Here is a 13,880-nt window from a genome sequence, read left to right as displayed (position 1 = left end):
CGGATGCCTTGATCTCTCCTGCGCCCTCCGCCTCCCGCGGCCTCGGCCGCGTCACCCTCGACGTGCGCCAGGACCTGTCGCCGTGGAAGCAGGCGGCTTTCGTCGGCGCCTCGCTGATCTTCGGGCTTGCGATCTCGATCGTCATCCTGGCGGTCGCCGGCATCCCGCCGCTGACCCTGGCGAGCGAACTCGCGGGCGTGCTGACGGCCGAAAACCTAAGCGGCGTGCTGGTGCAGGCCGCGCCGCTGATCCTGGTCGGACTCGGCGCCAGCCTCGCGTTCCGGATCGGGTTCTGGAATCTCGGCATCGAGGGCCAGATGATCTTCGGCGGCATTTTCGCCGCCGCGATTTCGATCTACGACATCGGACCGCAGGCGACGCGGCTCGTGCTGATGGGATCGGCCGCGGCGCTCGGCGGCGCCCTGTGGGTGCTGCTGGTGGCGTTCTTGAAGACTCGTTTTCGCGTCAACGAGATCATCGCAACCCTGCTGCTCAACTACGTCGCGATGTATTTCCTGTTTCATCTGCTGTACGGCGCCTGGCAGGATGCCAAGACGGCCTTCCCGCAATCGACCCCGTTCCGTCCCTTCGAGCGGTTGGGGGATATCGGCTACGGCGTCAACAGCGGTCTGTTGATTGCGATCGCCGGCGTGCTGGCGGCCGGCTGGCTGATTCATCTCAGCCGGATCGGTTTCTACACCCGCTTCATCAGCGCCAATCCACGGATGGCGAAAATCGTCGGCGTTCCCGTGCAAACGGCGACAATCTGGATCATCGCGGCCTCCGGCGCCTGCTCAGGCCTCGCCGGCTTCGTCAACGTCGCGAGCCAGGAAGGTCGCCTTACCCAGTCCTACGCCAACGGCTACGTGTTTTCCGGCGTCCTGATCGCGTTCCTCTCCCGCAACGATCCGATCGTGATCGCCATCGTCGGTTTCCTGATCGCGGTGCTGTTCATTACCGGACAGACACTGCAGGTGTTCTACCAGATCCCCTTCACGATGGTGCAGATGATCGAGGCGATCATCGTGATGGCAGTGGCCTCTTCCGAATTCCTGATCCGTCACCGCATCCGCTGGCTTCGCTGAAGGCATCCCGTGAACCTGGTCGACTTCCTGATCAATTGGATTGCCAACGCGCCGGTCACCGCGGTGCCCTATGCGCTCGCCGCCCTCGGCCTGATCGTGGCGGAACGTTCCGGCGTGCTCAATCTCACCGCCGAGGGTCTGATGCTGGTCGGCGCGCTGGCGGGTGCCGGCACCTCGCTGCTGTTCGTCGGCCATCCCGCGGTCGCGCTGCTCGCCGCGATGGTGGCGGCAAGCGTGGTCTCGCTGCTGTTTGCGGTGCTGGTGGTGGTGCTGCGCATCAACCAGGTGATCGCGGGATTGTCCGTGGTGTTCTTTTGCCAGGGCTTGACCGGCCTGATCGGCACGCTGGCAAAATGGCAGAACAAGCAATTGAGCGGGCTGGTGCCGCTGAAAATCTGGCCGCTGTCGGAAATCCCGGTGATCGGGCGGATCTTCTTCATGCAGGATCCCGTCGTCTATCTCACCATCCTGATCTTCATCGCGGTCAACTTCCTCCTGTTCAGGACCATGCTCGGCCTGCGCATCCGCGCGGTCGGTGAAAATCCGGCTGCAGCGGATGCGGCCGGCGTCAGCGTCGCGCTGCATCGCATCCTCGCGATCGTCGCCGGCTCCTCGCTGATCGGGCTTGCCGGCGGTTACATCTCGGTGGTCAGCGTGAAATTGTGGGTCACCGGCATGACCGGCGGCCGCGGCTGGATCGCGGTGGCGCTCGTGGTGTTCGCCCGCTGGGCGCCATGGCCGGCGCTGGCGGGCGCCCTGCTGTTCGGCTGCATCGAAGCGCTGATCCCCCATGTCGCCGCAGCCGGAATTCGGGTGCCGCAATATCTGATGCTGATGCTGCCCTATCTTGCCACCATCGCGGTGATGATCTGGGTCGGCGCCAAAGACCACCGCGGCAGCCAGGAGCCCGGCGCGCTTGGTCAGCCACATGTCCGCGAGGAGCGGCGATAGCCCATCGTGTTCGCGGGCTGCGCTTGCTTAGTGTCCCGCCCGCTCCAGCGCATCCGCGATCATGGTCGGCGACAGCGGCACCTGGTGGAATTTGAGTGCACCGAACGGACGCAGCGCGTCCTCGACGCCGGATGCCACCACTGCGCCCACCGCGATGCAGCCGGCCTCGCCGACGCCCTTGACGCCGAGCGGATTCAGCGGCGACGGGGTTTCGAGATGCAGGATCGAGACATCGGGAATCTCCGTCGCGTAGGGCACGAGGAAATCCATCAGGCTGGCGTTGGCGAGGTTGCCGTCGGCCTGATAGTCGAGATGCTCGTACAGCGCGCCACCGATGCCCTGTGCGATGCCGCCCATCACCTGGCCCTCGACCAGCATCGGATTGATCATGTTGCCGCAATCATGGATGCAGACATACTTTCTGATCTTGACGGTGCACAGGCCGGGATCGACCTCGACAACCGCGGCGTGCACTCCGTAAGCCCAGGTCGATTGCGACGGGCTGTAATAGTCGGTCGCCTCCAGCCCCGGCGCCTCGCCTTCGGCGAGCGGCGGACCGTCGTGCTTGCTGGCCGGTGCGAACTGCGTCGCCGCCTGCGCGGCCTTGTTGAAGGCATAACGTAGCGGATTGCTCGCGGTCGCGATCGCGGCCAACGGCACGAAGCGGTTGGAGCCTTTGACCCAGGCGGCGGAGTCACGCAACTCGATCGAGTCGATGTCGACATCCAGCATGTTGGCCGCCGCCTGCAGCACCTTCTTGCGCACGGTCACCGCGGTCTTGTGGATCGCGTTGCCGCTGACCACGGCGGCGCGGCTGGCAAAGGTTGCGACACCCCAGTCGAACGCCTTGGTGTCGCCCTCGACCACGATGACGTCCTGCGGCGAAACGCCGAGCTGGTCGGCGACGATCTGCGCAAACACCGTATCGTGCCCCTGCCCTTGCGTGCTCAGGCCGGTATTGACATAGACCTTGCCGGTGATCGGATGGATCTTCACATGACCGCCCTCGTAAGGACCGAGGCCGGTGCCTTCGACATAGCAGGCAAGGCCGAGGCCGAGGTAGCGCCCCTCGGACAAGGCTTTGGCCTGCGCGGCGGCAAAGCTTTCGGCGCCGAGCTCGGCCGCGGCCATCGCCAGCGCCTTGCCATACTGGCCGCTGTCGAGCGTCACCTTCAATCCGTCGGCGAACAGCAACCCCTCGCGGGCGTAGGGAAACTGATTGTCGGCGATCAGATTGCGGCGGCGAATCTCAAATCGATCGAGCCCGAGCTCTTGGGCCAACTGGTCCATCGCTCGCTCAATCGCGAAACAGGCCTGCGGACGGCCGCAGCCGCGATAGGGCGTCACCTGCACGGTCGGGGTGTAGACCGCCTTGAACTCGACGAGGATGTTGGGGATTCGATAGGGACCGGCGATCGAGGTGGACGCGACCTGCGCCACCGCGATACCGTAGGGAATGAAAGCGCCGGTGTCGTGCAGGAAGAAATCGCGCAAGCCGATCACTTCGCCCGACTTCAGCGCCGCCAGTTCGATGGTGTGGATCTGGGTCCGTTCCTGGGAGGAGCCGATGAAATTTTCGCGGCGGTCCTCGATGTATTTGACGGGGCGGCCGAGCTGCATCGCCGCCATCGGCACCAGCAGCTCATCCGGATAGAACAGCAGCACCTTCTGGCCGAACCCACCGCCGACGTCGGGCGCGATGACGCGGACCTTGTCCTCATCGATGCCGAACACCGAGGCGAGCCCGCCGCGCACCGAGATCGGCGCCTGCGTACCATCCCACACCGTCAATTCCCCGGTAACCGCCTCCCACCGGGCGGCGACCGCCCGGCATTCCATCGGCGCTGCGGTCGAGCGATCGACCTGCACGGTAATCCGCGTGACGTGCTCAGCGGCGGCGAAGGCGCCGTCGGGATCGCCGCTGCTCTGGACGAAATGGGCGGCGAGATTGTTCGGGATCGAGGCGTGCACGCGCGGCGCGCCGTCCTGCAGCGCCCTGATCATGTCCATCTCGACCGCCAGCGGCGCGTAATCGACCTCGATCATCGCAGCCGCATCTTCGGCGGTGTAGCGATCCACGGCCACCACCATCGCGACGGTCTGGCCGACATAGTGCACGTCGCCGCGCGCCAGCGGACGCTGGGTCTGCGGGTTGGTCATCGACGGATGCGGGATCAATAGCGGCATCTCGACGTCGAGCGCGCCGATATCGTCGCAGGTGTAGACCGCGACGACGCCCGGATGAGCCTTGGCGGCCGCCGTGTCGATCGCGTTGATCCGCGCCCGCGCATGCGGGCTGCGCAGGAAAGCGACGTGCAGCGCATCCGACAGCGGAATATCGTCGACGAAAGCCCCCTCGCCGCGCAGCAATTTTGGATCGATATTGCGCTCGATGCGCGCTCCGAACATGCGTGTCGACATCGGCACGCGCTCCTATGATCTGCCGAGCAGTTCGGCGGCGCGACGCACCGCGGCGACGATGTTGAGATAGCCGGTGCAGCGGCAGAGATTGCCCGACAGCAATTCCCGGATGCCGTCGTCGGAGAGATCGAGCGGTCCTTCTTCCTCGAAGCGGCCGAGCACGTTCATCACCATGCCGGGCGTGCAATAGCCGCATTGCAGGCCATGGCACTCCTTGAAGGCCTGCTGCACCGGATGCAGCGTGCCATCGGCGGCGGCGACGGATTCGATGGTGCGGATGCTGTAGCCGTTGGCCTGCACCGCCAGCGTCAGGCAGGAGCGGCCGGGCTTGCCGTCGATCAGCACGGTGCAGCAGCCGCACACGCCATGCTCGCAACCGACATGGGTGCCGGTCAGGCCGAGCTCGTGGCGCAGGAAGTCGGACAGCAGCATCCGCACGCTGACGCTGCGGCGAATGGCTTCGCCGTTGACGGTGAGCTCGACGTCGACCTGCGCGTCACCGGAGCGGGCGGAGCCGGCCTGCTTCATCGGCCGCGTCATGCCACGGACTCCGCGTGTTGCGCGGACCCGGCGCGCTGCGCAGCCTTGACGACCATCCGGCGGATCAGCGCGCCGAGCGCCCGGCGCCGGTAGCTTTGCGAGACATTGATGTCATCGGGCTGGGTCACTGCGGCCACCGAGGCCTCCGCCGCAGCATCGAGATCGGATATGCCGAGCGCCGTTCCCGTCAGGATCGCTTCGGCGTCTTTGAGCCGGATCGGCCGATCGGCGATCCCGCATGCCGCGAGCCGCACGCGCTCGGCACAGCCGCTGCCATCGAGCGATACCACGCAGCCGACGCCGACGACGGCGTAATCGCCATGCCGCCGCGTCACCTCGTCGAACGCCCACCCGGCCCTGCGCGGCAACAGGGGAAAGCGCGCCTCGATCACGATTTCATCATGGCTGCGCGCCGTGGTCAGGAACGACTGGAAGAAATCTTCGGCTGCGATCTCGCGCGTGCCCGACGGCCCCTGCGCGATGACGGAGCCGCCGAGCAGCACCAGCAGCAACGGAATCTCGGCCGACGGATCGGCATGGCAAAGGCTGCCGACCACGGTGCCGCGGGTACGGATCGGGACATGGGCGACGTGCTGGATGACCTCCGCGACCAGCGGATTGGCGCAGAGCACGTCCTGGTCGAGCTCGAATTCGCGGTGGCGGACCATCGCCTTGACGACGATGCCGTCGGCGCCGACCGCGATGCCGCGCAAACCCTGGATGTGCTGGATGTCGACCAGCAGCGACGGATTGGCGGCGCGAAAGTTCATCGCCGGCAGCAACGTCTGCCCGCCGGCGAGCACGACGGCGTCGGTATCGCCGGCAAGCAGACGGATGGCATCTTCGAGGCTGGTCGGCGCCTCATAGCCGAAGATCGAGGGCTTCATCGCGTCACGTCACCTCGCATGTTCGGCGACCGCCGTCATGAACAGCGCGACCAACGCATCGGGATCGGACAGCTGCGGCGCATGATCGCTGTCGAGCCCGTAGACGGCGCGGCACGGCGACATCGCCTGCATCTTCCGCTGCAGCGGCAGGTGCACCGAGCGATCCTCTCGCGCCTCGATGTAGACGCGCGGCACCGTACCGAAACCATCGGGCGACAATTTCAGCTGCGAGCGGCGGCCGCCCTCGGGCTGCGGCGTCAGGCGTTGGGCGGCGGCTTCGGCCTGCGCGCGGTCTGCCTTGTGATAAAACACTTCAACGGCGGAGGCCGGATCGATGCGCGACAGCAGCCCGCTCTCATCATAGGTGACGCGCTTGTGCGCACCGACCATCCAAGGCTCCAGATGCAGTTCGTAGAACTGCAGCACCGACATGCCATCAGGCAGCAGGAACGCGGCGAGGAAGATCGCAAGCGCGATCCGATCGGGACGTAATTCGCAGGCCTGCGCCGCGGCGGTGCCGCCCATGCTGTGGCCGACCATGACGATCGGCCCCCGGGTGGCGTCGATGATGCCTGTGACGTGCGCAGCGTAGCGCTCGAGATTGACGTCGGCTGGCGCCATCGGGTTGTGGCCGTTGCCCGGCAAATCGACGGCGATCGCGTCGTGACCCAGCGCTCTCAGCCGCGGGACAATCGTCTCCCAGGCCCAGGCGCCCTGCCAAGCGCCGTGGATCAGGATGAAAGTGAGGCGGGGCGGAGCGGCGTCGGCCATGGCGGCTATTTATAGGTCCGCTTGTACATCGCCCGCATGTGCTCCTCGACGGTGATGGGCGGATATTTGGGCGCCTCGCCCGGCGCAACGCAGGTCGGGATGCATTCGACCTTGTGGGCGTAGTTGCCGGTGTAGAAGAACGGCACCGAATAGCGCTCGCGGCCGGAGGCATTGACGACGCGATGCAGCGTCGAGCGATATTTATCATTGCTCCAGCGCGCGATCATGTCGCCGAGGTTGACGACGAAGGTGCCGGGAACGGGATCGGCGTGAATCCAGCCGCCGGAGGCCTGATCCCAGACCTGCAGGCCGCCGACGTCGCCCTGGCGCAGCAGAGTGAGCCCGCCGAAATCGGTATGGGCGCCGGCGCCTTTCTGGTCAGGATTGCCGCCGGCCGGTTGCGGCGGGTAGTGCAGCAGTCGCACGGTCGCCATCGCATCGCTGCAGTAACCGGCAAAATAGTCTTCCGGCAGATCCAGCGACAGCGCGATGCCGCCCATCATCCGCGCCGACAGATCCAGCATGACCTCGAGATAGGCCTGCATCACCGGCTTGAAGTTCGGCCGCATTGCCGGCCATTGGTTGGCGCCGTGATTGAATATACCGGCAATCACCCGGGGATCGTCGGCGCGATGTTCGGGGCCGATATAGTATCCCTCTTTCAGGTCGGGCGGCGCGCCGGGCTCCAGCGTCTGTCCCTGCAATGGTTCATAGCCGCGATTGGCCCTGGAACGGGATTTGTCCACCTCGGCCTTTTGCCCGGGCGGCAGGTCGAAGAAGGAAGCGGCTTCGGCAAAGACATCGGCCACCAGGGCTTCGCTCACTCCGTGATTTGAAATGTAGAAGAAGCCGTTGTGGAGGCACGCCGACCGCAAGGCGTTTGCGACCTGCTTGCGATCAGGCAGTTTTGGCGACAGCAACCCGCCGATGTCGATCACCGGCAAGCTGGCCTCTGATACGCGCGCCGCCTCAAGCATTGTCGTTCTCCGCATCTCAGGCTTTGCTTCCCCGCGAGGGAGCAGATCACCGCAGCTAGGTTACGCGGACAGCATCGACCGGGGCGCTCAAATATTCGGCAAAACGCAGGACTTCTGGCCCAAAAATCAGCCACGCCCGATCTGGGCAAGCTCGCGCATGCTGTCGAGATCGACCAGCCGTCCATGGCTGATGACGGCCGCGGGCGGGCTGTGAAAGCGCAGCGCTTCGCTGACACTGGGCTGATCGAGCACGACGAGATTGGCGGCGCAGCCCACCTCGACGCCGTACTGCCGAAGATTCATCGCCTCGGCCGCGCGCGACGTGATCATCTCGTAGAGCGTGGCGATCTCCGTCTCTTTGGTCATCCACAGCAGATGCGACGCCAGGAACGCGACCTCTGGCATGTTGTTGCGGCCGAACGGATAGTACGCATCCGAGATATCGTCCTGGCCGAGGCAGACATTGACGCCTCCACCCAGAAGTTCCCGCACGCGCGCATGGAGCGGGCCGGTGTGGGGATCGCTGACGATGCTGATGCGTGCCTGCCGCAACAGTTGCTTCAATTCGCCGAGATAGTCTTCGGGATAGAGCGCCATCGCCCGGCAATGATGCGCCAGCGCCCGCCCCTCATAGCCCCGCGCCAGGGCTTCTCGGGCCATCGCTTCCAGCGTCTTCATATTGGGATCGCCGACGTCATCCAGCAGCATCGAGACGTCGGCGTCGAATTCGGCGGCAAGATCAAAGCAGAATTTGAGGTGTGCGTCCGCATCGGCGGCATTGGCCTCGATCCAGGGAATGCCGCCGACGACATCGGCGCCCATCGCCATCGCCTCCCGCATCAGCGCGTCCGCACCGGGCTCGCGGATCAGGCCGTCCTGCGCGAACGCAACGACCTGGAGATCGACGATGCCGCGGAATTCCTCGCGAACAGCGATCAGCGCCTTGACGCCCTCAAGCCGCGCCTTGGTGTCGACATCGGCGAAGCCGCGGATGTGGAGATTGCCGTGCAGCGCCGCCAGTGCCATCGCACGCCGCGCGTTCGGAATGATCCAGGACGCATCGCAATTGGCCTTGACCACGGCGGCGAGATCGATCGCCTTGGCCGCCTCGCTCATGCCCTTGGCATGATAGGCCTCGATCGCCGCTTCCGACATCATCGGCAAGGTCCAGACCTTGCAAAGATGCAAATGCGCGTTGACGTAGGACGGCGTGACGAGATGACCGCGCGCATCCACCGTGGCGCCGGCCCCGATTTCAATCGACGGCCCGATCTCCACGATGGCGCCATCCGAAATCGCGATATCCGAAAGGACCCCGCCGCCATTCGGCAAGCGGGCATTTTTGACAAGCAGGTCGACCGCTTCAGAGGTCACGACCGATTCTCCGCGCCCGGTATCTTGTTTCGCCATCGTACGGACGCGAGCAAGTTGCGTGCCGCGGCATAACAGCTCATTCTGCAAAGCGCGCGCGTAGTCCCGTATCAGCGTCCGGTTCAGAGGGTGACAAGTGAATGTGGCTCACCCTTGCTTGCAAAGTTATCATTTGTCCGCCAGTTCCGCCACGACGCAAACTGATCCCAAAATCAGGGCATCAAGCTTTTGGGGGGATGTGCGCTTCTAGGAAGCAAAGCCGGGAATACCTCGTACGCCACAAGCCTGCAGGTACCCGAGCGAGACTCCTTCACACAGATCAATTGAGCTTCGAGACCGCAGCTGCACCTTCGGTGGGTCCCCGCATCGATTGCGACGTCATCGATTGCAGCGCAGCCGCTCCTGCGCAAGCACGAGTTTGACTACCAGAGACCACGTGAGAGGCGCGAGGGGCCTAACAACCTACGAGTGCCCAAAAGGAGGAGGAAGCACGAATGAGGCTCATGACTTTCCTGGGGGCAGCCGCTTTGGTTGCCTTGACCGGTGCCGCGGCGCCCGCAGCGGACAAGGATGCGGCGGATATCGCCGTCGAAGCCGCGAAGAAATACTCGGGCACGACCATCAGCATCGTCTGGGAGGCCGGCCTTCAATCGCTCGATCCGCTGAACTATTCGGGCCCGAAATGGGAGAAGTTGACCGGCATCAAAGTGAAGGTGGTCGAAGTCCCGACCGATCAGATGTTCACCAAGATCCTGCAGGACTTCAAGTCCGGCGCCGGAGCTTACGACGCACTGAACGTGATCCCGTCCTGGATGCCCGATCTGGCGCGTGCCGGTGCGCTGGAGCCGCTGGACAAATATGTCGACAAGTACGGCTATCGCGACGAGTTGCAGGACATCGCGGCGGCCTATCGCGACAACCAGATGCAGTACGACGGCAAGATCTATGGCTTCCCGGACGACGGCGACGTCATGCTTCTCTACTACCGCAAGGACATCTTCGAAGACCCGAAGATGAAGGAGGCGTTCAAGGCCAAGTTCGGCTATGAGCTGGCGCCGCCCAAGGACTGGAAGCAGTTTGACGAGATCGGTCAGTTCATCACCGACAAGATGGCGCCCAAGGTCTACGGTGCCGGTTTCTTCCGAACGGCGCCCTATCCGCAATACATGTTCCAGGAGCGCTTCCGCATGGAAGGCGGCAAGTTCTTCAACCCGGACACCATGAAGGCGACCGTCAACAGTGACGTGGGTCTGAAGGTGCTTACGCAGATGAAGGCGGAGAACAAGTTCATGCCGCCAGGCGTCGAGCAGTGGAACTTCGTCGACAACCTCGCCGCCTTCCTGCAGGGCACGACGGCGATGACAATCTCATGGCCGCCTTATGGGCGCTGGGCGGCCGGCTACGGCTCCGGCGAGGAAGCCCTGAAATGGGTGCCGAAATCGCAGGTCGCCGGCAAGGTGGGCTATGCGCTGACGCCGCTTGGACGTCCCGAACTCGGCGTAGGCTTCGACCTGTCCGTCTCGGCGACGAGCAAGAACAAGGAAGCGGCCTATCTGTTCATCCAGTGGCTGAACAGCAAGAAGACCAGCCTCGAGCGCGTTCAACTGCCCTACACCCTGCGCGATCCTTTCCGCATCTCGCACTATGCGAGCGAAAAATATCGCTCGGTGTGGCCCGACGCCCCCGCCTATCTCGACACCGTCAAGCTGTCCGGAGAGAAGGGCCTGCTCGACCTCTCGCTGCTGCAGCAGGACAAGTACGACGAGGCGATGACCAAGACGATCTCCAGCCTTTGGGCAGGCGAGGATCCCAAAACCATTCTCGACCGCATGGCGCAGCAATTCGATGCGATCACCGAGAAGGTCGGCGTCGAAAACCAGAAGGCGGTCTACAAGGTCTGGGCGGCAAAGCCCGGCGCCTATCCGCAGTAGTCAAGACCAGACATTTGCACGGGGTCGGTCCGCAACCGTCCCCGTGCATCGTATCTTCTGGATCGTCATGATGTCCTCTCCAGCCATCGAGACCACCAAGCCGGCCCGCGGCCGCACGTTCGGCCGCGTGCTCGAGGACCACCTGCCCTATCTCATCATTGCCCCCGCGATCCTCATCCTCCTTCTGGTTGGGCTGTTTCCGCTCGTCTATTCGCTCATCGTGAGTTTCCAGCACATCACAATGACTGAGAACGACACGTCCTTCGCAGGCCTGATGAACTACGCCGAGTTGTTCAAGGATACACGCCTCTGGGCAGCCTTGGGACACACCGCGATCATCACCGTCATTGCGCTGCCGCTGGAGCTACTGATCGGCTTCCTCATGGCGCAGCTATTCATCGATCGCATGCCCGGCCGCCAGCTCTTCGTCGCGCTCTTGGTACTGCCTACCGTGATCTCGCCGATCGTCGCCGGCGCCACCTGGCGGCTGATGTTCGACGTCCGGTTCGGGCCGGTTGGACAGATCCTCAGTTTCCTTGCCGGCGAGCCCGTGCGCATCCTCTGGACGGTCAATCCCGCCTACGTTTACCCGGCAATCATCATTTGCGAGGTCTGGCAATGGTCGCCATTCATGTTCCTGCTGTTGCTCGCGGCGCTGTCGAATGTCGACCAGTCTCAGCTCGAGGCCGCCGAACTGGATGGGGCGTCCTATCTGCGTGTCCTTCGGGCGATCATTTTGCCCGCGATCGCGCCCGTGGTCGCGGTCGCCTGCCTGATCCGCGGATTGGACCTCGTGCGCATCTTCGACATCATCTGGGCCCTGACGGAAGGTGGCCCCGGCTCGATGACCGAGACGATCTCGCTCTACACTTATATCCAGGGCTTCTCGCAGTTCGAGACCAGCTACACGGCTGCCATTGCCTTTCTGGTCATCGCGCTGCTCACCGTCATCACGACGCTGGTCCTCAAGCGAATGGAGCTGGCGCGGTGACCCCGACGTTGCTCCCAAGCAGGAAGACGCGCATTCTCGCCTTGCGCTACGTCGGCGCAATCGCCCTGACGCTTCTCTTTCTGTTCCCGGTCTACTGGCTGTTCATGATCTCGTTCAAGACGCCGGATGAGATCTATCATGTGCCGCCGCTCTGGGTTCCCGGCCAGATCCAGTTTTCCAACTACTACGTCCTCTTCAAGGACGGAGACGTTGTTGCGATCGCCAATAGCCTGATCGTGGCAGGGACAAGCTCGATCGTTGCCATCATCCTTGGCACGCTCTGCGCCTACAGTCTCGCACGCTTCGGAACCGGCGGCGAGAATCTCGCGATGTGGATCATCTCGCAACGAATGATCCCGCCGATCGCGGTCGTCTTTCCGATCTTCCTCATCTACGTCTATTTCGGCATGGTCGACAGCTTCTTCGGGCTGATCCTGCTCTATACGGCGTTCAACCTACCCTACGTGATCTGGATGATGCGCGGCTACATCGTCGACGTGCCGATGGAACTTGAGGAGAGCGCACTCGTCGATGGCTTGAATCGCTGGCAGGTGATCTGGAAGGTGGTCTTCCCGATGGTTCGCCCGGGGCTGATGGCGACGTCGGTCTTCACGTTCGTGTTTGCCTGGAACGACTTTCTTTTCGCGCTGGTGCTTACCCGTACGGAAGTCATCACCTTTCCAGTCCAGCTGACACACTACTTCGGCGGTCAGTCAAACTTCTGGGGGAAGATCGCGGCCATGTCCGTGCTGGGCACGTTGCCGATCTTCGTCGCAGTCACCGTCATGCAGCGCTACCTGGTGCGAGGCATCTCGCTCGGCGCAGTCAAGGGATAGAGGAGATCAGGAGTGGCGGACGTCAGATTGTCCGGAGTTCACAAATACTACGGCAATGTTCATGCGGTACGGGGCGTCGATCTGGTCATCAACGACGGCGAATTCGCCGTCCTGGTCGGGCCCTCCGGTTGCGGCAAGAGCACGTTGTTGCGCACGATTGCGGGTCTCGAAGATCCCGATCAAGGCACGATTGCGATCGGCGGCGCGGTCGTCAACGACCTGCGGCCGCGGGAACGGAATATAGCCATGGTGTTCCAGAACTACGCGCTTTATCCGTACCTCACCGTCAAGGAGAACATCGCGTTCGGCCTACGCGCGCGCAAGACGCCCGAGATCGAGCTCAGGAAGCGGGTCAACGAAGCCGCCGAGATGCTCGGAATCGGCGGACTTCTTGAGCGTTATCCCCGCCAATTGTCGGGTGGCCAGCGCCAGCGCGTAGCCATTGGACGCGCGATCGTCCGCAAGGCCGAGCTGTTCCTGTTCGACGAGCCGCTCTCCAATCTCGACGCACAATTGCGAGATGAAATGCGGGGCGAGATCAAGCGCCTGCATCATGAAATCACAACGACGATGATCTACGTGACCCACGACCAGGTTGAAGCCATGACCCTCGCCGACCGGATCGTACTGTTGCGCGACGGCAAGATCGAGCAGCAAGGCGCACCGCTTGAGCTGTTCGAACGACCCAGGACCGGGTTTGTAGCCGGGTTCCTCGGGTCTCCGTCCATCAACCTGATTCCTGCCAAGCTGGCGTCGACAGACAATGGCATCTCCGCTGTATTCGAAAACGGCGGAACACTGGCGCTGCCGGCGTCGAGAGTTTCGTCGCTGAAGGGAATGGAAGGACGGCCGATCCTGCTCGGAATCAGACCGCAGCATTTCAGCCGCGCCACCGGCGGTGCCTTGCGTGAAGGTGTCATGTCATATCCCGCTACGGCAGAGCTCATTCAGCCGACCGGTACGCGGACTCTCACCACCATCAAGATCGGCGGCGTGGACGCGATTGCCGAACTGCAGGCGCATGATGTCGAGAGCCACGGCGAGACGATTGAACTTGCCGTCGACCTCAACCGCGCCGTCCTGATCGATCCGGCGTCCGGCGAAGTCATCAGCTGATCG

12 protein-coding genes are annotated in these 13,880 nt (G+C 63.6%); 6 read left to right on the top strand and 6 right to left on the bottom strand.

What is annotated here, in order from left to right; translation table 11 throughout:
- Positions 1-8: 8 nt before the first annotated feature.
- Both JQ604_RS07380 and JQ604_RS07375 read left to right on the top strand, forming a co-directional pair.
- Positions 9-1,085, top strand: a complete 1,077-nt coding sequence (locus JQ604_RS07380) for an ABC transporter permease (RefSeq protein WP_212354863.1) — start codon at positions 9-11, stop codon at positions 1,083-1,085.
- A 9-nt stretch (positions 1,086-1,094) separates the two neighbouring features.
- Positions 1,095-2,036: an ABC transporter permease gene (locus tag JQ604_RS07375; protein WP_349631063.1), complete on the top strand. Its 942-nt coding sequence runs from the start codon at positions 1,095-1,097 to the stop codon at positions 2,034-2,036.
- Between the two features lie 27 nt (positions 2,037-2,063).
- On the opposite strand, the gene cutA is transcribed toward JQ604_RS07375, so the two are convergent.
- The 6 genes from cutA to JQ604_RS07345 all read right to left on the bottom strand — a co-directional run bounded on the left by cutA (position 2,064) and on the right by JQ604_RS07345 (position 9,006).
- A complete protein-coding gene (gene cutA, locus JQ604_RS07370) occupies positions 2,064-4,457 on the bottom strand; it encodes an aerobic carbon-monoxide dehydrogenase large subunit (protein WP_212354861.1) in 2,394 nt (797 codons plus the stop codon).
- A 12-nt stretch (positions 4,458-4,469) separates the two neighbouring features.
- Entirely contained in the window at positions 4,470-4,997 is a 528-nt protein-coding gene (locus JQ604_RS07365) for a (2Fe-2S)-binding protein (protein ID WP_249158099.1), read from the bottom strand.
- Positions 4,994-5,884 carry an FAD binding domain-containing protein gene (locus JQ604_RS07360; protein ID WP_212354859.1) on the bottom strand — a complete coding sequence of 297 codons (891 nt, stop codon included), beginning with the start codon at positions 5,882-5,884 and terminating at the stop codon, positions 4,994-4,996. Before JQ604_RS07360 ends, JQ604_RS07365 begins: the two co-directional genes overlap by 4 nt.
- 9 nt (positions 5,885-5,893) lie before the next feature.
- Positions 5,894-6,655 carry an alpha/beta fold hydrolase gene (locus tag JQ604_RS07355; RefSeq protein WP_212354857.1) on the bottom strand — a complete coding sequence of 254 codons (762 nt, stop codon included), beginning with the start codon at positions 6,653-6,655 and terminating at the stop codon, positions 5,894-5,896.
- 5 nt (positions 6,656-6,660) lie between these two features.
- The gene (locus tag JQ604_RS07350; RefSeq protein WP_212354855.1) at positions 6,661-7,632 is read right to left on the bottom strand and encodes an isopenicillin N synthase family dioxygenase; all 972 of its coding nucleotides are present in this window, start codon (positions 7,630-7,632) and stop codon (positions 6,661-6,663) included.
- Positions 7,633-7,758: 126 nt separating this feature from the next.
- Positions 7,759-9,006 carry an amidohydrolase family protein gene (locus JQ604_RS07345; protein WP_349631062.1) on the bottom strand — a complete coding sequence of 416 codons (1,248 nt, stop codon included), beginning with the start codon at positions 9,004-9,006 and terminating at the stop codon, positions 7,759-7,761.
- 491 nt (positions 9,007-9,497) lie between these two features.
- Between JQ604_RS07345 and JQ604_RS07340 the strand changes: the two genes are divergently transcribed.
- The 4 genes from JQ604_RS07340 to JQ604_RS07325 all read left to right on the top strand — a co-directional run bounded on the left by JQ604_RS07340 (position 9,498) and on the right by JQ604_RS07325 (position 13,877).
- Positions 9,498-10,934 carry an ABC transporter substrate-binding protein gene (locus JQ604_RS07340; RefSeq protein ID WP_212354851.1) on the top strand — a complete coding sequence of 479 codons (1,437 nt, stop codon included), beginning with the start codon at positions 9,498-9,500 and terminating at the stop codon, positions 10,932-10,934.
- 70 nt (positions 10,935-11,004) lie between these two features.
- Positions 11,005-11,925, top strand: coding sequence for a carbohydrate ABC transporter permease (locus tag JQ604_RS07335; protein WP_212354849.1), 921 nt, complete (start codon positions 11,005-11,007; stop codon positions 11,923-11,925).
- Between the two features lie 41 nt (positions 11,926-11,966).
- Entirely contained in the window at positions 11,967-12,761 is a 795-nt protein-coding gene (locus JQ604_RS07330) for a carbohydrate ABC transporter permease (RefSeq protein WP_212354847.1), read from the top strand.
- A 12-nt stretch (positions 12,762-12,773) separates the two neighbouring features.
- Positions 12,774-13,877, top strand: a complete 1,104-nt coding sequence (locus JQ604_RS07325; protein WP_212354845.1) for an ABC transporter ATP-binding protein — start codon at positions 12,774-12,776, stop codon at positions 13,875-13,877.
- Positions 13,878-13,880: the final 3 nt, after the last annotated feature.

Source organism: Bradyrhizobium jicamae (assembly GCF_018130695.1).
GTDB lineage: Bacteria > Pseudomonadota > Alphaproteobacteria > Rhizobiales > Xanthobacteraceae > Bradyrhizobium > Bradyrhizobium jicamae_B.
The sequence above is the reverse complement of the archived record's forward strand: the minus strand, read 5'-3'. Positions and strand labels throughout refer to the sequence as shown.

Excerpts from the sequence above, each read along its gene's own strand:
- cutA (WP_212354861.1), bottom strand. The coding sequence starts at position 4,457 with ATGTCGACACGCATGTTCGGAGCGCGCATCGAGCGCAATATCGATCCA.
- JQ604_RS07365 (WP_249158099.1), bottom strand. The coding sequence starts at position 4,997 with ATGACGCGGCCGATGAAGCAGGCCGGCTCCGCCCGCTCCGGTGACGCG.
- JQ604_RS07360 (WP_212354859.1), bottom strand. The coding sequence starts at position 5,884 with ATGAAGCCCTCGATCTTCGGCTATGAGGCGCCGACCAGCCTCGAAGAT.
- JQ604_RS07355 (WP_212354857.1), bottom strand. The coding sequence starts at position 6,655 with ATGGCCGACGCCGCTCCGCCCCGCCTCACTTTCATCCTGATCCACGGC.
- JQ604_RS07350 (WP_212354855.1), bottom strand. The coding sequence starts at position 7,632 with ATGCTTGAGGCGGCGCGCGTATCAGAGGCCAGCTTGCCGGTGATCGAC.
- JQ604_RS07340 (WP_212354851.1), top strand. The coding sequence starts at position 9,498 with ATGAGGCTCATGACTTTCCTGGGGGCAGCCGCTTTGGTTGCCTTGACC.
- JQ604_RS07335 (WP_212354849.1), top strand. The coding sequence starts at position 11,005 with ATGTCCTCTCCAGCCATCGAGACCACCAAGCCGGCCCGCGGCCGCACG.